Origin of the sequence: Mycolicibacter virginiensis (genome assembly GCF_022374935.2) — a bacterium.
GTDB lineage: Bacteria > Actinomycetota > Actinomycetes > Mycobacteriales > Mycobacteriaceae > Mycobacterium > Mycobacterium virginiense.
In genome coordinates, this window is record NZ_CP092430.2 from 1,852,800 (window position 1) to 1,872,510 (window position 19,711).

20 protein-coding genes are annotated in these 19,711 nt (G+C 66.8%); 13 read left to right on the top strand and 7 right to left on the bottom strand.

Going from position 1 to position 19,711, the window contains the following annotated elements:
* The first annotated feature begins 50 nt into the window (after window positions 1-50).
* From MJO54_RS08965 to MJO54_RS09005, 9 genes are all read left to right on the top strand, one after another.
* A complete protein-coding gene (locus tag MJO54_RS08965) occupies window positions 51-992 on the top strand; it encodes an alpha/beta hydrolase (RefSeq protein WP_259602889.1) in 942 nt (313 codons plus the stop codon).
* Window positions 992-1,849 (top strand): SDR family NAD(P)-dependent oxidoreductase, encoded by an 858-nt coding sequence (locus tag MJO54_RS08970; RefSeq protein ID WP_240175813.1) that lies wholly within the window; start codon window positions 992-994, stop codon window positions 1,847-1,849. The genes MJO54_RS08965 and MJO54_RS08970 overlap by 1 nt, the downstream gene beginning before the upstream one ends.
* Before the next feature lie 29 nt (window positions 1,850-1,878).
* On the top strand, window positions 1,879-2,799 hold the full coding sequence (locus tag MJO54_RS08975) for a reductase (RefSeq protein ID WP_046282527.1): 921 nt from the start codon (window positions 1,879-1,881) through the stop codon (window positions 2,797-2,799).
* Window positions 2,800-2,817: 18 nt separating this feature from the next.
* A complete protein-coding gene (locus MJO54_RS08980) occupies window positions 2,818-4,302 on the top strand; it encodes a flavin-containing monooxygenase (RefSeq protein WP_240175814.1) in 1,485 nt (494 codons plus the stop codon).
* 9 nt (window positions 4,303-4,311) lie between these two features.
* Window positions 4,312-5,082 (top strand): MerR family transcriptional regulator, encoded by a 771-nt coding sequence (locus MJO54_RS08985; RefSeq protein ID WP_240175815.1) that lies wholly within the window; start codon window positions 4,312-4,314, stop codon window positions 5,080-5,082.
* A gap of 18 nt (window positions 5,083-5,100) precedes the next feature.
* Window positions 5,101-5,661, top strand: a complete 561-nt coding sequence (locus MJO54_RS08990; protein ID WP_240175816.1) for an ester cyclase — start codon at window positions 5,101-5,103, stop codon at window positions 5,659-5,661.
* A 101-nt stretch (window positions 5,662-5,762) separates the two neighbouring features.
* A complete protein-coding gene (locus tag MJO54_RS08995) occupies window positions 5,763-6,080 on the top strand; it encodes a hypothetical protein (protein ID WP_240175817.1) in 318 nt (105 codons plus the stop codon).
* Complete coding sequence (locus MJO54_RS09000; RefSeq protein WP_064887503.1) at window positions 6,077-6,649, top strand: carboxymuconolactone decarboxylase family protein; 573 nt, start codon at window positions 6,077-6,079, stop codon at window positions 6,647-6,649. Before MJO54_RS08995 ends, MJO54_RS09000 begins: the two co-directional genes overlap by 4 nt.
* Window positions 6,650-6,674: 25 nt before the next feature.
* Window positions 6,675-7,394: a DUF2652 domain-containing protein gene (locus tag MJO54_RS09005; RefSeq protein WP_240175818.1), complete on the top strand. Its 720-nt coding sequence runs from the start codon at window positions 6,675-6,677 to the stop codon at window positions 7,392-7,394.
* A 20-nt stretch (window positions 7,395-7,414) separates the two neighbouring features.
* Here the strand turns inward: MJO54_RS09005 and MJO54_RS09010 are convergent, their stop codons facing one another.
* Genes MJO54_RS09010 through MJO54_RS09020 form a run of 3 tightly spaced genes read right to left on the bottom strand, consistent with a single transcriptional unit; the run spans window position 7,415 to window position 10,420 of the window.
* On the bottom strand, window positions 7,415-8,101 hold the full coding sequence (locus MJO54_RS09010) for a cutinase family protein (protein WP_240175819.1): 687 nt from the start codon (window positions 8,099-8,101) through the stop codon (window positions 7,415-7,417).
* A 57-nt stretch (window positions 8,102-8,158) separates the two neighbouring features.
* Window positions 8,159-9,742, bottom strand: coding sequence for a Na+/H+ antiporter (locus MJO54_RS09015; RefSeq protein WP_240175956.1), 1,584 nt, complete (start codon window positions 9,740-9,742; stop codon window positions 8,159-8,161).
* Window positions 9,743-9,787: 45 nt separating this feature from the next.
* Window positions 9,788-10,420: a TetR/AcrR family transcriptional regulator gene (locus MJO54_RS09020; RefSeq protein WP_064887508.1), complete on the bottom strand. Its 633-nt coding sequence runs from the start codon at window positions 10,418-10,420 to the stop codon at window positions 9,788-9,790.
* Window positions 10,421-10,528: 108 nt separating this feature from the next.
* Between MJO54_RS09020 and MJO54_RS09025 the strand changes: the two genes are divergently transcribed.
* Genes MJO54_RS09025 through MJO54_RS09035 form a run of 3 tightly spaced genes read left to right on the top strand, consistent with a single transcriptional unit; the run spans window position 10,529 to window position 13,817 of the window.
* Entirely contained in the window at window positions 10,529-11,563 is a 1,035-nt protein-coding gene (locus tag MJO54_RS09025; protein WP_240175820.1) for a Rieske 2Fe-2S domain-containing protein, read from the top strand.
* Window positions 11,560-12,648 carry an NAD(P)H-dependent amine dehydrogenase family protein gene (locus MJO54_RS09030; protein ID WP_240175821.1) on the top strand — a complete coding sequence of 363 codons (1,089 nt, stop codon included), beginning with the start codon at window positions 11,560-11,562 and terminating at the stop codon, window positions 12,646-12,648. The genes MJO54_RS09025 and MJO54_RS09030 overlap by 4 nt, the downstream gene beginning before the upstream one ends.
* Before the next feature lie 35 nt (window positions 12,649-12,683).
* Window positions 12,684-13,817, top strand: coding sequence for an acyl-CoA dehydrogenase family protein (locus tag MJO54_RS09035; protein WP_240175957.1), 1,134 nt, complete (start codon window positions 12,684-12,686; stop codon window positions 13,815-13,817).
* Window positions 13,818-13,829: 12 nt separating this feature from the next.
* Here MJO54_RS09035 and MJO54_RS09040 read toward each other — a convergent pair whose 3' ends face one another.
* From MJO54_RS09040 to MJO54_RS09055, 4 genes are all read right to left on the bottom strand, one after another.
* On the bottom strand, window positions 13,830-14,504 hold the full coding sequence (locus MJO54_RS09040) for an MPT63 family protein (protein WP_046282566.1): 675 nt from the start codon (window positions 14,502-14,504) through the stop codon (window positions 13,830-13,832).
* A 146-nt stretch (window positions 14,505-14,650) separates the two neighbouring features.
* Window positions 14,651-15,706, bottom strand: coding sequence for a DUF1942 domain-containing protein (locus tag MJO54_RS09045; RefSeq protein ID WP_052741082.1), 1,056 nt, complete (start codon window positions 15,704-15,706; stop codon window positions 14,651-14,653).
* A 110-nt stretch (window positions 15,707-15,816) separates the two neighbouring features.
* Entirely contained in the window at window positions 15,817-17,583 is a 1,767-nt protein-coding gene (locus MJO54_RS09050) for a serine/threonine-protein kinase (protein ID WP_240175822.1), read from the bottom strand.
* Between the two features lie 66 nt (window positions 17,584-17,649).
* A complete protein-coding gene (locus tag MJO54_RS09055) occupies window positions 17,650-18,762 on the bottom strand; it encodes a glycoside hydrolase 5 family protein (RefSeq protein WP_046282517.1) in 1,113 nt (370 codons plus the stop codon).
* Between the two features lie 112 nt (window positions 18,763-18,874).
* Here MJO54_RS09055 and MJO54_RS09060 point away from each other — a divergent pair, with 112 nt between their 5' ends.
* Complete coding sequence (locus MJO54_RS09060) at window positions 18,875-19,711, top strand: SDR family oxidoreductase (RefSeq protein ID WP_046282516.1); 837 nt, start codon at window positions 18,875-18,877, stop codon at window positions 19,709-19,711.

The following is a 19,711-nucleotide window of genomic DNA, read 5'->3' on the forward strand; positions in this document are numbered from 1 at the left end:
TGACGGAACCCGATGGCTTGCCCCTGCCGCCGGTACCCACGCGCGCATCGATGCGTGCCGTGGTGGCCGGCGTGTCCACACGCTGGACGTTGCACGTTCTCAACAACATGATTCCGATGAACCGACCGGGTATCGCGTTCGCGCGCGGCCTGATCGCCACCATCATGGGCGCGCTCGGCTCCATGCCGGCCGGAACCAGGGTCATTCCGGTGCGCGAGGCCGGGGTGCGCGGCGAATGGGTGCTCGGGCCCGGCGTTGAGTTCGGACGGCGGGCGGGCTACTACGTGCATGGCAGCGGATATGTGTTGTGTTCGACGCGGACCCACCGCAAGCTGGTCGCCAGGCTCTCGGAGGCAACCGGTCTGCCGATGTTCTCCGTGGACTACCGCCTGGCTCCCGAGAACCCGTTCCCGTCGGCCGCCGACGATGTCGAAGCCGGCTACCGGTGGTTGCTGGCCCAGGGGTACACCGCCTCTGAGGTCGTGATCGGTGCGGACTCCGCCGGCGGCCACTTGACCTGCGACATGTTGCTCGCACATGCCGACGAGCCGGCGTTTCAGCCGGCTGGGGTCGTGCTGTTCTCGCCGTTGATCGACCTCACGCTGAACCTGGCTGAGCAGCAGGAGAAGGTGCGGCGTGACCCCGCGGTGTCGGCGGCCTCGGCGCGCCGGCTGGTGGAGCTCTACGTGCGAGGCCAAGACCCCGACAATGTCCGTCTTCGGCTCGATTTCGGCCGGGCAGATCGGCTGCCGCCGGTGTTCACGCAGGTGGGTGGCTTCGAGATCCTCAGCGCCGACTCGCGCTACCTGGACGCCGAGATCCGCCGGAACGGCGGAGTCAGCACCTTGGAGGTATGGCCGGGAATGGTGCATGTCTTCCAGGCCCTGCCGCGGCTGGCTCCGGAGGCCAAGCCCGCGTTGCGCCGCGTGGCGGCCTTCATCGCCGGTGTCTACGCCGACCAGCGATCCGACGAGCTCGGGGCGGCACGCTGATGTTCGGACTCGACACGGTGCTTTCCCTGTTCCGCAATGATCGACGGACAGCCGACGCCAAGGCAGTGGTCACCGGCGCCGGCAGTGGCATCGGTCGGTCGTTCGCCCTGGAGTTGGCTCGCCGCGGTGGCGAGGTCATCTGCGCGGATATCGACGAAGCACGCGCAGCCGAAACGGTGGCGCTGATCGAGCAGCTGCCCACCGGCACGGGACACGCGGTGCAGTGCGACGTCTCCGACCGTGCGGCCGTCGAGCGGCTGGCTGAGCAGGCGCGGGGGATATTCGGCGGTGCGCCGACCCTGGTCATCAACAATGCCGGCGTCGGTATCGGGGGAAAGCCCGTGGGCGACATCGGATTCGAGGACTGGGACTGGGCCCTTGGCATCAACCTGTGGGGCGTGGTCTACGGCTGCGAGGTGTTCACCCCGCTGCTGCGCGAGGCCGGTCGCGGCGGAATCATCAACGTGGCGTCAGCGGCCGGATTCGCTGCCGCCCCTTCGATGGCGGCATACAACGTGTCGAAAGCCGGGGTGATGTCGCTGTCCGAGACCCTGGCCGCTGAACTCGAAGGCACCGCCATCGCCGTCACCGTGCTCTGCCCGACCTTCGTCAAGACCAACGTTTTCACCGACGGCCGGATCACTCCGGGCTCGATGAGCCTGAGTCAGCAACTGGCCCGCTGGACCGGGTTGTCCGCCGACAGTGTCGCGGCGCGCACGCTCGACGCGCACGACAGCGGCCGGCTGTATGTAGTGCCGCAGATCGACGCCACCGTCATCTGGCACCTGAAGCGACATTTCCCCGCGCTGTACGCCCGTGGCGCCGGCCTGCTCGGCCGCGTCCTGCCCAAGAACTGACCCGTCTCGCGAAAGGAATACAGCCGATCATGGCGATGAACCTCGATGACATGCTGCAGAAGATCAAGGACAAGCAGTGGGCGTTGGTCGACATCGACTGGGACGCCCCCGGAGCCGAGCTGATCGAGCCAGAGCTGTGGGCCAAGCTCAAGCCGTTCATGACCGACCTGATGTGGATCGAGAACGTCGGTGCACGCGGTTTCGCGGCGCTCGCCAAGAAGGCGCCGACGCCAACGCTGAAGAGCATCTACGAGCACTTCCACGCCGAGGAGCAGAAGCACGCGAACGCCGAGCTCGCATTGATGCGGCGCTGGGGGATGCTCGAAGACGACGAGATTCCGGCTCCGAGCGTCAACGTCCAGCTGGTTATCACCTGGCTGGACAAGTTCTCCGACGGCATGTCGCTGTCGATCCTGGGCACCGTCATCCCCATGCTGGAGGTTGCCCTGGACGGTGCGCTGATCAAGTTCATCACCGACGAGGTCAAAGACCCGGTGGCCCAAGAGGTCTTCAAGCGAATCAACTCCGACGAATCGCGTCACCTGGCGGTCGACTTCGAGGTGATGGACATTCTGGGCCACGCCAGCATGCGGAAGCTGGCCGTCGAGTTGGTCGGCAGCTGGATGAACCCGGCGCTGCTGATCGGCACGTTGAGCTATTTCCCGCTGCTGAACAAGATGCGCGACAACATCGTGGCGATGGGCGTCAACGAAGAACGCCTCTACCAAGCGATGCGCCGCTTCCAAAGCGTCGGCGAACGAAGCGCCTTCGCTCGCCGGGTGCCGATGTACCAGTTCATCTCCTGGCACGGCAAGAAGGTGATCGACCGCAGCTCGAAGTACCACTGGCTGGCCGACTCCCTGGTCAAGATCACCGGCGTCATCCCGCCCGGGCTGGTGCACAACACCCCAACCTGGTCGCAGGAACTGACCTACGAGCCGGTCGCGTAAGTAAGAGGAACGATCACTGTGACTATCTCAACAGCCATCATCGGCGCCGGCTTCGCCGGCATCGGTGCCGCCATCCGCCTCAAAGACCAGGGAATCACCGACTTCGTCCTCTTCGAACGGGGCTCGCGGGTCGGCGGGACCTGGCGCGACAACACTTACCCCGGCGCGGCCTGCGACATCCCGTCGCGGCTGTACTCCTACAGCTTCGCCCCCAACCCCGACTGGTCGCACACCTACTCAGGCAGCGCCGAGATCCTCGACTACATCGACACCATGGTCGAATCCTTCGGAATCGCACCGTATATCCGGTTTGAGCACAACGTCTCCGGGATCAGCTACGACGCGGAAGCCGGCGAGTGGACCATCGACCTGGATGGCCGGGAAGCGGTGCGCGCCAAGTCTGTCATTGTCGCCTCCGGGCCGCTGGCTAATGCCAGCTTCCCGAACATCCCCGGCATCGAGGACTACGAGGGGCACAAGATCCACAGCGCCCGCTGGGACCACGACTACGACTTCACCGGCAAGAAGGTGGCCGTGGTCGGCACCGGTGCCAGCGGCGTGCAGATCATCCCCGAACTGGTCAAGGTGGCTGAGTCGGTCAAGGTGTTCCAGCGCACCCCGGGATGGGTGCTGCCGCGGCTCAACACGGCCACCAGTGGCTGGCTGAAGAAGATCTACAAGGATGTGCCGCTGGCCGAGAAGCTGATGCGGTCCGCCTGGTTCTGGGGCCACGAGTCCGTCGCGGTCGGCGTGGTGTGGGACAGCCCCTTCACCCGGCTGGTGGAAGCCCTGAGTCTGGCGAACCTGCGCGCGCAGGTGAAGGATCCGTGGTTGCGCCGACAGCTCACACCGGACTTCTCCGCGGGCTGCAAGCGCCTGCTGATGACCAGTGATTACTACCCAGCGCTGCAGAAGGACAACTGCAAGCTGGTCACCTGGCCCATCGCCCGGTTGTCACCCAAGGGAATTCGCACCGTCGAAGGCATCGAGCACCAGTTCGACGCCATCGTTTTCGCCACCGGCTTCGAGGTGTCCAAAGCCGGCACGCCGATCCCCATCACCGGTATCGATGGCCGCGACCTGGCGTCGGAGTGGAGCAGGGGTGCCTACGCCTACCGCAGTGTCGCGGTATCGGGCTATCCGAATCTGTTCTTCACCTTCGGGCCGAACTCCGGCCCCGGCCACAGCTCCGCCCTGGTCTACATGGAGGCGCAGATCGACTACATCGTCAGCGCGATCTCGAAACTGCTGCAGTACGAATGGAAATCGCTCGATGTACGGCCCGAGGTGCAGGACCGCTACAACCAGGACATCCAGCGGCGCCTGAAGACCACCACGTGGAACTCCGGATGCCAGAGCTGGTATCTGACCGAGGACGGCTTCAACGCCACGATGTTCCCGGGTTTCGCCACACAATTCGTCAACCAACTCAAGACGTTGGACCTGGAAGACTTCAAGATCACCGCCGCGACGACAAGCAGTGACCCGGTCCTGACTGCCTAGGATGTCATAGTGACCGAGTACCGGATCGACGATCTTGCGAGACAGGCTGGGACCACCACTCGCAACGTCCGGGTGTACCAGGAGAGCGGTCTGTTGCCCCGGCCCCAGCGCCGGGGCCGGGTCGCGATCTACACCGACCGGCACTTGAAGCAGTTGCAGGCGATCATCCGTTTGCTCGGCGAGGGATTCACCGTCAAACACATCCTGAAGTTCCTGACCGGGCTGCAGCGCGGCGAAGCCTTGGTCGAGGTCCTGGATCTGGCTGATCTGGGAGAGTTGGTGACCGCGCCATGGTCACGCCCGGTGTCGCAGACCATGACGCGCGAACAGTTGGAGGCGCGGCTGGGCCGGTTAGACGACCCCCTGCTGCGGCGCCTGACCACCAGTGGAGTCATCGAGCCGACCGAGGCCGACGACGTCTACCGGGTGACCGACACCGACCAGATCGACGATCTGGCCACGCTGATGTCGCGGGGGATGCCCCTGGCTGCGATGCTGGAGACCGTGACCGCCGTCGACCAGAAGTTGGACGACGCGGCCGAACTTCTGACCCGCAGCGGACATGCCGAGGTGGTCCGCCAGCGCGGGCCCGGGTGGTTGCCGACCAATGACGAGGAACTCGCCTGGGCTGCGGATCTGGTCGACGCCATGCGCAGGGTGGCACGAAGGACGGCGCACGCCAGTCTGGACCGGGCGTTGGATGCGGCGGTGCGTGCCGAGCTGCGGCAGTATCGGCAGGCGAGCCATGGGCAAGAGGGGCGCTTGCAGGACAACGCCTGACTCCATAGGGGGAACACTGTGACCGACCGCTACGCCATCCCGTCCGTTGAGGTTCTGCAGGCCCGCGAGAAGCTGGTCCTGGATCATTTCCGGGACGAAGTGCGTCAGGACTGGGACGACGTGCTGGCCACGTTTCCCCACCCCCACTACGAGATCATCCCGACGCTCACCGTGCACGACGGCGACGCGGAAGTGCGCGGGTACTACCACGACACCCGGGTGGCCTTCCCGGACCAGAATCACGAGATCATCGCGCTGCGCCACAGCGCCGACGCGGTGATCGTCGAATTCTGGCTGACCGGAACACATCTGGGACCGCTGGGCGCTGTTCCGGCCACCGGATCACGGCACCGCACCCGCATGACCGCCTACTTCGTCTTCGATGAGCACGAGAACCTGGCGATCGAGCGCATCTACTTCGACACCCTGTCCATGGTCAAACAACTGCTCGGCGGCATCAACCTGCGCGATCCGCGCTCCTGGCCGCTGGTCGTCCGCGTCGTGCGGGGCCTGCTGCGCATGTCGGGGGCACCCGATCCCAGCCTCGTCCACACCCCGCCGGCGGATCTGTCGCGCTGAACCGCCCAGCTCTGGACCGCATGCGCCGTGCGGTCGCACAATGGATGGGTAGTGACCAGTCGACGTGACCCCGCGCGGGACGAGGAGGTCCACGAAAACCCATGTCCGACATCACTGAACTACACCAAGCGCTGCTGGCCCGCGTGCTCGGTCAGGGCGGAACAGCGCCGCTCGAATTGCGCCGGGCGGCGTATGACAATGCCGGTCTCGAGGAACCGATCAGCAGCCTGATCGACAAGGTGGCCCTGCGCTCGTACAGCGTCGCCGACGAGGACGTTGCCGCCGTCGGGGCCGCAGGCCTGAGCGAGGACCAGATTTTCGAGATCGTGGTCTGCGCCGCGGTCGGCCAGGCGACGCGGCAGTACACCAGCGCACTGGATGCGTTGGCCGACGCCACCGAAGACCGGGGAACGCGATGAGACTGGCCGTCCTCGATCGCGGCCACCGGCTACGCACCAAGGCCCTGCTGGGCATGATTCGGCTGGTGTCACGCCAGCCGGTGGTCGACGCGGTCAAACTCGCGTTCTATCGCCCGGAGTTCTACGGCGGTGGTCCGCTGACCAACGAGGCGATGCGCGGGCCGTCGGCGTGGACCATCGGGGAGCGCGAACTCATGGCCGCCTACGTCTCGAAGGTCAACGACTGCCCGTTCTGCGTCGCCGCGCACACGGCCACCTCCAACATCTGCTACGACGATGCGACCGCAGCCGCCACCCTTGCCGACCTGGACACCGCCCCGATCAGCGAAGAGCTGCGGGCCACCCTTCGCCTGCTCGGAAAGCTGACGCGCCAGCACCGCGTCGACGCCGACGATGTACACGCCGTGCTGGCGAGCGGTGTCACTGCCGCGCAGGTCAAGGACGCACTGGCGGTCGGTCTGGTCTTCAACATCACCGATCGGTTGGCCAACGCCTTCGATTTCGAGGTGGCCGGCCCAGCGGCCATGGAGGCCGGTGCACGGCATCTGGTGAAACGTGGTTACGGCTAGCTGCCGGGACTAGACTGTTGTGTTCATGGCCATCCGGCGCGCGGTGCTGGTAATCGCCGACATCGGCGGATACACCGCCTACATGAACTGGAACCGGACCCATCTGGTGCACGCCCAGATGGCAGTGGCCGCTCTGCTGGAATCGGTCATCGATGCCGCCAAGGGCATGAAACTTGCGAAGCTGGAGGGCGACGCCGCCTTCTTCTGGGCGCCCGACGGTGACGCCCAGGTGCTGGTCAGTGAGCGGTTGTCGCGGATGCATCAGGCGTTCCTGAATCGTCGGGCCCGTATCGAGAACGGCCGCAACTGCCACTGCGAAAGCTGCGAGCAGCTGATGAACCTCTCGTTGAAATTTGTTGCGCATGAGGGCGAGGTGGCCGAGCAGAAGGTCAAGCGCCACACCGAACTTGCCGGTGTCGACGTGATCCTGGTGCATCGGATGCTCAAGAACCTGGTGCCGGTTCCCGAATACGTGTTGATGACCGATGCCATCGCGCAGCGGCTGGACGAGCCGGTTCGTGCCGTGTGCACGCCGCTACTGCACGACTTCGAGGGACTGGGCCAAACGTCGACCTACTACCTGGATCTCGCAAAGTCGGGGGTCGAGCCGCCGGCGGACGCCATGGGATTTCGCGGCAGAATGCGATTTCGGTGGAAGGCGCTGCCGTTCGTGGTCGGAGCCAAGCAGCCCTGCGAGGGGTTCCGGGGCCTGGGCCGCGCCGCCCCCGAACTGTCGAAGGGCTGATGGCGTCAGTTCAGGGCCGGCTAGAGCTTGCCGGCGACGAAGTCCGCTGCCTCGTTGACCATGCCCGCGGAGATGTAGGCGCTGGCCAGGTGTTGCGGCCAGTTTGCTTCCCAGGTGTTCGGGTCGGCGGGGTTGCAGATCGGGTCGGCGCCATGGCACTGCTCGATGGTCCGGTCGTTGTAGATCGGGTTGAAGTTCGTGATGGGGCCGACCCATTGACTGCCGTTGCCGAATAGCGCCACTGCGGCGATGTGTTCGTCGGCGCCCGGTGGCAGGGGATTGTTGAAGCCGAACGCCGAGAAGGGGACCGCCAGCACCACGTCGGTGACTGCGGCGCCCAGCGAGTAACCCCCCGGAACTATCCGGGTGTTCGGGCAGCCGTTGATGGTGTTCTGGATGTGGGCGCTCATGTCGTTGGCGCCCTTGTCGATCTCATTGTCGGCGGGGTAGTTCACCGCATACAGACTGACGTATTTGGATGTCTTGGAGCGCAGCGCGCTGACGAACGCGTTGCCGATCGCGCCGGCCCCTGGTGACTCCAGGCGCCCACGGGCGAACACCACTTCTACGTCGGGGCAGGCGGCGCTGGCCGGCGCCACAGCACCGGGCGTGCCGGTCGGAATCACGACTGGGGCGGTCAGCAAAACTGCCGCCAGTACAGTGCCTCGCCTTGTGAGTCTTGATCGGCGGGCCGAGGAATCGCTCACGAAGTGGATAGTAGTGGTCTGCGATCGCCCTGTCGCCTCCAGCCGCGACCCGGTCAACTATTCGGAATCGGCCGGCCCCAGCAGCCGCACTTCCTCCAGGTCCATTTCGGCCTGCACCTCACGTAACACTATGTCGTCGATGTGATTTCGGTCGCGTAGCTCGGTGACGGCACGGCGCTTGTGCTCGAGGATGCCCAGGTGCACCCGGCGCGCCATGTCGTCACGTTCGGCGGCGGCGTTGGGCTGATCGGACACCGCCACCAGCTCGGCCTGATCCTGGTACTCCTTGAGCAGCCGACCCACCAGCTCCGGGCTGACGTCAAGTTCGTCGGCCACCCGCGGTAGCGCGTCCAGGGCGGCTTCGGCGGCGCGGGTTCGCGCCAGGTGCAACTCTTCGGCGTGCGCTGTGTCTTCGGGCATCCGTGCCCACCGCACGACCGCGGGCAGGGTGCTGCCTTGGACCAGCACCGTCACCAGGATCACAACGGTGACCACGTAGATGATCAGGTTGCGATCCGGGAAGGGGGTGCCCGCATGTGTGGTCAACGGGACGGCCAGCGCTGCGGCCAGGGAGACCGCGCCGCGGAAGCCCGCCCAACTTGACACCGCGCGCTGGCGCCAGCCCACCCGGCGGGTCCGCTGCACGGCGCGTCGGTCCAGGGTGCGCAGCAGCACGGTGGTGATCTCCGACCACGCGATCCGGGTCACGATGACCACACCGGTGACAGCGAGGGCCAGCACCGTGGCATGACGAATGCCGTCCCCGACATGGACGATCCCGTGTACCGCGCCGGGAATCTGTACGCCGACGAACACCCACAGTGAGCCATTGATCAAAAACGTTGCCATGTCCCAGAACGCGAATGCCTGCAGCCGCGAGCGGGCCCCGATCACCCGTGGGCCGACGTAGGACAACACCAGCGCCGACACCAGCACTGCGACGACGCCACTGCAGTGAAAAGTCTGGGCGAGCAGAAACGCCGCGAACGGCGTCAACACGCTCAGGGCGCCTTCCTCCAGCGGCGAGTCGATGCGGCGGCGCAGCAGCGTGACCGCGCCGCCCACCAGCAGTCCGGCCGCGATACCGCCCAGGTATGAACCGACGAAACGGCCCACCAGGTCGAGGGGTCCGATCGCGGGGCTGCCCGTGGCAACCGCGACGGTCACCGCGAACAGCACCAGCGCGGTGCCGTCGTTGATGATGCTTTCGGCGCGCAGCACGGTCAGCGGCCGGCGCGGCAACTTCTTCGCCAGGCCGGCCACCGCGGCCGCATCGGTGGGCGAGAGGACGGCGCCCAGAACCGACGCCGCATGTGGCTCCATGCCCAGCGATCGCGCCGTCCAGGACACCGCCACCGCGGTGGCGATCACCAGGCCGACGCTGACGAGCACGATCACGCGCAGGTTCGCCCGGATCTCCCGGAAGCTGGTGTTCATGCTCTCCCAGTACAGGATCGCCGGCAGGAACAGCAGCAACACGATCTCCCCGTCGAGCTGGGTTTCGCCGAAGCGGGGGATCAGACCCAGCATGCCGCCGAGCAGGATGAGCAACACCGGTGGGCCGACGCGATAGCGCTTGCCCAGAATCGTGCCGCCGACCACGGTGGCGACGAGTGTGACAACAACGACGAGGCCAAACACCATCACATCCTTGCGTGCACACCCCGGTTTGCGCAGCCCCCGGTTTCAGCCGGGCCGGGACTGCTCGAGGTATGCCGCCAGGGCGTTGGTCAGGCCGCGGCGGGCCTCGTCCAGGTCGGCGTAGGAGCCCAGCTGGCGTTCGGAGACCAGTCCGCGCATCGCACCGGGGATGAGGGCAGCCACCTCTCGCACCCGCTGGGGGTCGACTCCGAGGTCGGCGAAGGCCGCGTGGCATGTCGTCAGCCAGCTCTTGCCCCAGGAGTGCAACTCGGCCGCGGTGCGCGGATACAGCCGTTCCAATTCGCGGTGGTCGCGGGGGAGCGCGGCCCGCAGGTTCTCGATCGCGCGTGAATCCGGCGATGCCAGCCCGTCATAGAGCGTGTCGATGATGGCAGCGACCCGTTCCCGCAGCGGCGCATCCGATTTCACGCTGCCGAACGCCGAGATCGCGGCGTCGCGGCGTTCGGCGGTGCGGTGCAACACCGCCGCCCAGAATCCGTCGACGTCGCCGAATTGATACTGCACCGCGCCCCAGGTGGCGCCGCTCTCCCTGGCGATCCGGCTGGCCGACACCGCGCCGGGGTCCCCGGTGGCCAGGGAGCGCACCGCGGCGTCCAGCATCGCCTCGCGGGTCGCCAGCCCCCGCTTATTGCTGCGCCGCGTCTCTGATTGAGCCATCCGCCGAATCCTAACAACATTTACATAGCGCCCTCTATGATTCCGTTTCAATGCGCACTATGCTGCGACAGTCGGCCCGCTCGGAGACCGCAGAGAGGACACGTTGACATGGCCAAACCGCCGCTGTCGATGAACCCGACAGGCTGGTTTCAAGTCGCCTGGTCTGACGAGATCGGCGTCGGCGATGTTCACGCCATGAAGTACTTCGGCCGGGAGATGGTGGCCTGGCGGGCCGAGTCGGGCCAGCTCACCGTGATGAACGCCTACTGCGAACACCTCGGCGCGCACCTGGGTTTCGGCGGCACCGTCTGCGGCGAGGTGCTGCAATGTCCGTTCCACGGTTGGCAGTGGAACGCCCAGGGCCGCAACGTCTGCATCCCATACCAGGACAAGCCCAACCGCGGCCGGCGCATCACCACCTATCCGGTCATCGAACGCAACGAAGCGGTCTACATCTGGAACGACGCGCAGGGCCGGGCGCCGTTCTTCGACGCGCCGGATGTGTTCGCCAGCTTCGATGACCGCACCGCCGACGACTACTACCCGCAGCAGCGGCTGTTTCGCACGGGTCTGGAGCTGCACCCGCAGTACGTGCTGGAGAACGGGGTGGACTTCGCCCACTTCAAGTACGTGCACCGGACCCCGATCGTGCCGGTCTTCACCCGCCACGATTTCGCCGAACCGGTGTCCTACGTCGACTTCACCATCACCTTCGAGGGCGACGACGGTCAGAAGATCGAGGACGTCAACAGCGGCGTGGAAGCCATCAATGGCGGCTTGGGAATTGCGGTGACCAAGAGCTGGGGGATGATCGACAACCGGACCATTTCCGCGATCACGCCCGTCGACGACTCCACCTCCGACGTCCGTTTCATGGTTTACATCGGTCGGTCTGCGGGTGGCGAAGCTGATCGGGCCGAGGCCCGGGCGGCCGATTTCGGGCGCGAAGTCATCCGCCAATTCGAGCAGGACATCCACATCTGGTCGCATCAGCGCTATTCGGATCCGCCGGCTCTGGCTACCGCCGAATTTGAGGGGTTCACCGCAATCCGCCAGTGGGCCAAGCAGTTCTATCCCGACGGCATCGGTGGCAGTGCCGCCGAGGTCGCTGAAATCAGAGCTCAGAAAGGTTTCACCGCATGAACGCAGCTGCCGCACCCATCCGTGTCTTCCAGGTCGCCACCGGCAACGTCGGGACCGAGATGATCCGGCGGTTCGCCGCCCGCGATGATCTCGAACTGGTTGGCGTGCACTGCTATTCGCCGGACAAGATCGGCAAGGACGCCGGCGAGTTGGCAGGGATCGCGCCCAACGGGGTGATCGCGACCGGCAGTGTCGAGGAGATCATCGCCGCCAAGCCCGACGTGCTGACGTTTCACGGGGTGTTTCCCGACGAGGACCTCTACGTCCAGATCCTGGAAGCGGGCATCAACGTCGTGACCACCGCGGACTGGATCACCGGCTGGCACCGTGACCGCAACCATCCGCACCCGTCGGGCAAACCGGTGACGCAGCTGTTGGCCGAGGCCGCTGAGAAGGGCGGCGCGAGTTTCTACGGCACCGGCATGAACCCGGGGCTCAATCAGATTCTGGGCGTGGTGTGTTCGGCTGATGTCGCCGAGATCGAGAACATCACCACCATCGAGTCGGTGGACGTGTCGTGCCATCACTCCAAGGACACCTGGATCGAGGTGGGTTACGGTCAGCCGGCCGACGATCCAGAGATCCCCGCCAAGCTGGAGAAGTTCACCCGGGTCTTCGCCGACAGCGTGCTGATGATGGCCGACTGCTTCGATCTGACCCTCGATGAGGTGACGTTCGACTACGAACTCGGAGTGTGCACCAGGGACGTCGACTTGGGCTGGTACACGCTGCCCAAAGGTTCCTTAGGCGGCAACTACATCAAGTATCAGGGGATGGTCGACGGTGTGCCGCGCGTCGAGACGCATCTGGAGTGGCAGATGACGCCGTTCACCGAGCCGAACTGGAACATCAAGGGCTGCTACATCACCCGGGTCACCGGTGATCCCTGCGTTTACAACAAGCACATGATCTTTCCCAAGCCCGGAATTGATCTGTCCAACCCGGACAACTTCGCCTCGATCGGCATGACCGTGACCGGATTGCCCGCCCTCAACGCGATCAAGTCGGTGGTGGCGGCGCCGCCGGGCCTGCTGACCAGCGCCGACCTTCCGCTGCGCGGGTTCGCCGGGCGATTCCGCAGGTGAGCGAGGCCGGCGGGCTTGCCGCGCTGGCGCGCGGCATGCGCGAGCTGGTGGCGGCCGAGGCCGTCGCGTCCGAGCAGCGCCGCACCCTGACCGATCCCATCGTCGACGAGATGTGGCGCACCGGCTTGATGTCGGCGTTCAATCCCGCCGCCGCCGGTGGCGTCGAGCCGTCGTTCGCCGAGATGATCGAGACCTGGATCGAAATGGCATGGCAGGACGGCTCATTCGGCTGGGTCGGTATCGCCAACATGCCGTCGTCGTTCGCGGCGGCGGCGTACCTACCCGACGATGGGTTCGCTGAGGTGTTCACCTCCCACGACAATCACGTCACATTGGGCGGCCAATACTTCCCCAACGGCCAGGGCATTGCCGTCGATGGCGGCTACCGGCTGAGCGGATCCTGGAGCTTCGGCTCGGGCATCGGCCACTCCCAGTATGTGGCCGCCGGCTTCTTCCCGATGGACGACGGCGAGATGCGCTGGGTCAGCGACGGAATACCCGACATGCAGGTCGCGGTGCTCCCACGCGAGCAGATCTCTTTCAACGACGGCTGGCATGTCCAGGGGCTCAAGGGAACCGGCTCCTACGACTACAGCGCCCAGGACGTGTTCGTACCAGGGAGCCGGACCTTTCCACTGTTCTGCCGTACTCCGCTTCGAGGTGCCTCGCCGGCAGCTCGGATGGGCCTGATGCCGGTGACCGCCGCGGGCCACGCGTCCTGGGCGCTCGGTGTGGCCAAAAGCATGCTCGACGACGTGACCGAGCTGGCAGCCACCAAATACCGGATGAGCGACATGGCGGCGTTGGCCAGCCGTCCGACGTTTCAGAAAGATCTGGCACACCACGTCGCCGCGTGGCGGGCGGCTCGCTTGCTGGTGCTCGAGGCCTTCGCCACGGCCGAAACCGCCGTCGCGGCAGGCGAAGACCTCACGCCGCGACTGCGGGCCGACATGCGAGTGGCAGCCGTCTATGCCACCGATACCGCCAGAAGCTGCGCCGAGTGGGCACATCTGGCGGCCGGAACCACGGCTATCCGCGAAGGCAGCCGCCTCGAACGAGCATTCCGAGACATCTACACCGGGACCCAGCACGCGTTCATCAGCGAGAAGGTCGCTATTGACGCGGCCCAGATCTGGCTCGGGCTGATCGACGACCAGTTCGGGCTGTGAGCAGCCGCTGAATCAGGGCAGCGGGGTCCCGGAACTGCCCTCGGGCAGCGGTGTCCCGGAGCTGCCGGACGGCGGAGCTGACGGTGTGGGGTGCGCGGGCCGCGACGCCGGGGGACGAGCCGGTGCGGCAGGTGCCCGGTTACTGCCACCGTTCGCCGGGAGCTGGGAGCCGCCCGCGGGTGCTTGCGGCTGCGCCGGCGCCTGCGGAGCCGGGGCCACCCAGCGAATCAGATCGTTGCCGCCGGTCTGGTACACCATGCTGTTCGGTGCGTCGCCGGTGACGTCGAAATAGACCTTGCCGCTGGCCTTCTGGCCCTGAGTCAGGGCTGCGGGAGCGATGCCCTGTGCGGTGGGCACGGTGAACAAAGCCTGGTAGTTCTGGCCGCTGGCCGAACGGGCACTGAGGTTGGCGACGATCGGGAAAACGGCGCCCTGGATAGCCTCGTCGGTGGCGGTGGCCTCCCACAGGGTTCCACGCGGCTGATAGGGAATCGCGTCCGAGCTGGGGCGCAGATCGCTGATGGTCCAGCCGTGCACGCCGGGGCCTTCGGGCACGGTTCCCTGCGTGCCGATCGGTTGGGTTGCCGGGGCAGGAGCCGGGTCAGGATCCGCGCCGGCGATCCCGGTGCTGAGGACGCCCGCGGCGGCCAGTGCTCCCGCGGCCAGGGCGGTCGAGATGGACTTCATCGGAGTGTCTCCTCAAATCGGCTGCATGCCGACGACATTGGTACTCAAGTACTTCAATCCTAGCGAGCTGGGGACCAGGCTACCCAGGAACGAGACCGGCCCGACCTCGCGGTAGGAGGCCGGGCCGGATTGGCTATGAACTTCGGTCAGTTCGACGTGGTCGAGCCGCTCGCGCCGCTGGCGGCGGGGGTACCGGGGGCGGCCGGAAGCGGCGTGCCCTGGTTTCCGGCGGCAGCCGACGTGGTGCCTTCCGAACCAGTGCCCGCCGAGCCGGCCGTACCGGACGTGCCGGTGGCCTCCGTGGTCGAAGCGCCGGGCGCTTCCGCGGGCAGCGGCGTACCCGAGCTGCCGGCGGCGGCCGACGCCTCGGACTGGGCCGGCGTACCCGGGGTCTGCTGCGCGGATGGCGCCGGGCCGCCGGCCGAAGTCGAGGCGTCCGCGCTGCCCTGGGTCTGCGAGCCCGAGGTGCCCGTGGCGGCCGGAACCTCCGAGCCGGTGGCAGCGGCCGGCGTGCCGCCGGCTTCGGCCGGCAGCGGGGTGCCCTGGCTGCTCGCGGGCAGGGGGGTGCCCTGGCTTCCGGCAGCGGCCGGCGTGGTCTCGGTAGCGGCCGGGGCGCCCTGGGTGCCCGGCTGGGCAGGCTTGGTGCCGGTGGCCGCCGGGCCGGAAGGCCGCTGCGAACCGGTAGCCGCCGGACCCGACGAACCGCCGGCCGGAGTGGTCGGCGCGGCCGGGGTCCAGACCAGCAGGTCCTGGCCGGCGCCCTGGTAGACCGCGCTGTTGGGCACGTCGCCGGTGACGTCGAAGTAGACCTTGCCGCTGGTCTGCTGTCCCTGCGTCAGGTTGGCCGGGTTGACGCCCTGCGCGCTGGCCACCGTGAACAGCGCCGGGTAGGTCTGACCGCTCGCCGAGCGCGCGCCGAGGTTAGCGATCACCGGGGTGACGTTGCCCTGGATGGCCACGTCGGTGGCGGTTGCCTCCCACAGGGTGCCGCGCGGCTGGTAGGGGATGGCGTCGGAGCTGGGCCGCAGGTCACTGACGGTCCAGCCCTGGATGACACCGCCGTTCTCCACGGTGCCCTGGGTGCCGATCGGGTGGGTCGAGGGGGCGACGTCGCCGGCGTCCGCGCTGGCGGTCGCGGCGGTGACGGCTCCGGCTGCGGCCAACGCGCCCGCGGCTGCCACGGCAGTAGTGAAGAACTTCATTATGGGTTGACTCCTCGGTTCGACTGGATCTCGCAGGTGACGCAGGGACTCCAAGTCGAAAATCCTAACGGATTTGACAGCTGCGGTTGTTCGTGTTTCGGGATCGACGATCAGGAGTGCGAACTCCACCAGGCGTAGAACTGCTCCAGCGTGGGTGTGTTTCGTTCCGTTCGCAGTGAGCCGATCACCAGGTTGGCGTCGTTGGTCCAGACCAGTACGGGCGACCCCTGCCGCATGCCGCACAGCAGTGTTCCGGCCGTCTTGTCCGGGGTGGCGGTGCGGTGCCAGGCCCCCGGAGACTGGATCCGGCCCGGGCAGTTGACGACGGTGGTGGACTGCACCGTGTTGTCGAAGCTCTGGCGCAGCGCCGTGGCATCGGGGAACAGTGCGTAAGTCGCAGCGGGCGGGCCGTCGACGTCGGTGTTGCGACCACACGTCACTTCGGCGATGGCCCCGCCCGTCGGCGCGGACGACGTACAGGTGTCCTGCGGATAGCCCGACGGCAGCAGCTTGAGCAGACGAGCCTGCGCCTCGGCCGACGACACCGTCGTCGTGGGTTGACTCGCCCCGGCGGCGGACTGCGAGGTGTCGGTGTCGGCGGCCAGTTCGTCAGAACCCGATCGGTTCGTCATCCAGGTGATCAACCCGACGACCACGATCAGTGCCGCCCCGAGGCGCAGCAGCAGCTTGCGTTTGGCGGGGTCGTGGTGCAGCCGCAGTCGCCGTGACGCGCTGAACCAGTCGTCGGCGGCCGTCGAGACCCGGGGCAGGCCGGACTGCCCGGTGGGGCGGGCGGCGGACACGGGTTCCGGAATCGGGGCGGGCTGGACCGGCGGCGGGGTTGGTTGCACCTCGGGCGCCGGCGGCACCTCACGCACCGGGGCCGGGGCAACCTCGGCGGCCGCAGCCGGCGGTGCCGACGACTCGGCTGCTGTCGCCTCGTCCGGTACCACCGGCGGCGCGCCGGGCGGTGGCACTTCGAGCAGCGGCGGAGTCGACTGCTGACTGGCCTCATAGATCTGCAGCGTCCGGTGCTGGTCGGGCGCGCTGAGCGCCTGATAGGCCGCGGTCGCCAGCTCCGCGGCGTTGGCATAACGGTTCTGCGGATCCTTGGCCATACCTTTGGCGACGACCTCGTCCAACGCGGCCGGGATGGTCGCGCCGGCCAGACTGGGCCGCGGAATCGGTTTGGTCTGATGCGCGTTGGCCAGCATCTTGAGGCTGTCGGCTCGGTAGGGCGGCGAACCCGTCAAGCACTGGTAGAGCACACATGCCAGCGCATAGACGTCGACGGCCGGCCCGAAGTCACTGCCGGAGAACAGCTCCGGCGCCGCGTACTTCCAGCGGGCACCGGCGTTCTCGGCATCGGCCGCCTCGGCCCCGGGCGCGCCGGCCAACCCGAAATCCACCAGATAGACGAAGTCATCACCGGTCAGCAGGATGTTGCGCGGTTTGATGCCGCGGTGGATCACGCCGGCGCTGTGCGCGGCATCCAGGGCCGACGCCGCCTGCCACACCACGTTCACCGCACGCGAGGGAGGCAGTACCCCGTTGCGCTTCAACACCGCGGCCAAGTCGGCACCGGCCACCAGCGGCATATCGATGAACACCTGGCCGTCGAGCTCGCCGTAGTCGCGGACGGGGACCACGTGCGGCTCCTGAACCCGCCCGACGACCAGCGCCTCGCGCTGCAGCCATTCCCGGAACGCCGGGTTCCCGCCCAACGCCGGCGCCAGCAGTTTGAGCGCAGCGGTGCGGTCCTTCTGCGTGTCGACCGCCTCGTACACCTCACCGGTGGTTCCGCGTCCCAGCAGTCGTTTCAGGAGGTAGCGCCCCACCCGTGACCCAGCCCGCGAACCCGACGCGGTCTCGCTCATCACCGACTCCTCACGACGATATTGCCGCCAATGATTTCATCACTGAACCGCGCCGCTATCAGCCGGTCAGCGGCCGGTGAGGTTGCTGATCGTCATGATCTCCAGATTCCGGTATGCGCGACCGGTGGGTTGCACCAGATCGTGGAACCAGGTCTGCGGCTCGGCGGTGTAGGGGTTATCCCAGGAGTCCCACGGCAGGTAGGTTTGGGTTCGCCCGGCGACGAAGCCCCAGTTGTAGGCGCCCACATTGTGGCGCTTCATGATGGGCAGAATCCCGTCGATGGTGTTGCCGCGGGTACGCGCCAGATATTCGGTGCACATCATCGGCCGGCCCAAGGGCGCCAGTTCGGCGATGCGCTCACTGAACGTCGCCGGCTTGTCGTACGAGTGGAACGTGATGACGTCGGAGCTGTTGAGTTGGGTGTTGACGATCGTGCTGCCCTGACGCGAGCCTTCCCAGATGCCGCTGGTCAACGGCTGACGGGCATCGACCGAGCGGGCCCAACTGAACACCTGGGGCAGCAGGTCACTGATGTAATCCAGCTTGTCCGACCGTTCGACGGCGCTGTATTCGCGGGCCATGTTGTCCGGCTCGTTCCACAGGTCCCAGGCCAGGATCCGTTCGTCGTACCGGAACTGAGTCATCACACCGGTGACGTAGTCGTGCAGGGTGCGGTAGTAGTTGCGGTCCCCGAGCCGGTCGGCGCCGGGGCTCTGCACCCATCGTGAATTGTGGATGCCGACTCGCGGGGCCAGCTGTGGTCCGGCCTTGGGGTGCGGGTCCCAGCAGGAATCGAACAGTACGAACATCGGCTTGATGCGGTGGCGCGCGGCGACCGCAACGAACTGGCCCAGCCGGTACTGGAAACCCCGCTGATCGGCGGCCCACAGCTGGTCATGCAGGAACACCCGCACGGTGTTGAAGCCTGCCGATCGGGCCCAGCCCAACTCGGAGTCGATCCGCCGCAGATCGAAGGTGCCCGGCTGAAACATCTCGAGCTGATTGACTGCGGTGGAGGTGATGTAGTTGGAGCCGACCGGCCAACCCTGCGCCTGATACCAGCGGTTCACCCGGTCGATCGACCACCGGCCGGGGTCCGCGCCGGCGCGCGGCAGCCGGCTCAAGGTGGGACCCGCCGCCAGCAGGAGGGGGAGCCCCAGTGCCGTTCGACGCTTCACGAAGTGACCATAGCGTCCGGACCTGTCACCGGGCGTTCGAACGCGCCGCCTGTCGCCGAGCAAATCGGGCGGTGGCACCTGGGGCGACAGCGGCCACCTAAACTGGCCGACTATGTCGCAGCACCTGCAGGATAAGGTCGTCGTCATCACCGGTGCGGGTGGCGGATTCGGCAAACTGATCGCCGAGAAGTGCGCCGCCGCCGGAGCCCGCGTGGTCGGCGTGGACATCGGCGCCGAGAACCTTGCGGCGGTCTTCGACGGGATCCGCGAGGCCGGCCTGTCGGGCACCTATCAGGTCGCCGACGTCACCGACATCGAACAGATGAAGGCCGCCGTGCAGCATGCGGTGCAGACCTTCGGTGCGGTGGACGTCATCGTCAACAATGCCGGTGTGATGCCACTGGCCTATTTCGCCGATCACGACAAGGCCTGGCAGCACTGGCACCGGGCGATCGACATCAACATCAAGGGTGTGGTGAACGGCATTTCAGCCGTCTACGACCAGATGATCGAGCAGGGCCGCGGTCACGTCGTCAACATCTCCTCGATCTACGGCAACGCAGGTGTGGCCGGCTCGGGGGTCTACAGCGCGACCAAGGCCGCGGTCGCCGTCCTGTCGGACTCGCTGCGCAGCGAGGCGAAGGGAAAGATCAAGGTGACCACGGTCAAGCCGACCGGTGTGCTGGGCACCAATCTCGGCAGAGGCGTGGTCAACGGCTCCGCGATCATGGGCATCGTGGGATCCCGCGGTGAGAGCTACATGCGGTCGGTCACCGCGTTCGCCGAGGGCACCCTGGACCCTGAGCAGACCGACATCGACTCGGTGAAGTACTGGCTGATCACCCCCGAAGACCTCGCCGAGGCGGTGGTGCACGTCATCGACCAGCCCTGGGGCATCAGCATCAGTGACATCACCGTGCGAGCCAGCGGCGAAGACTACATCTACTGA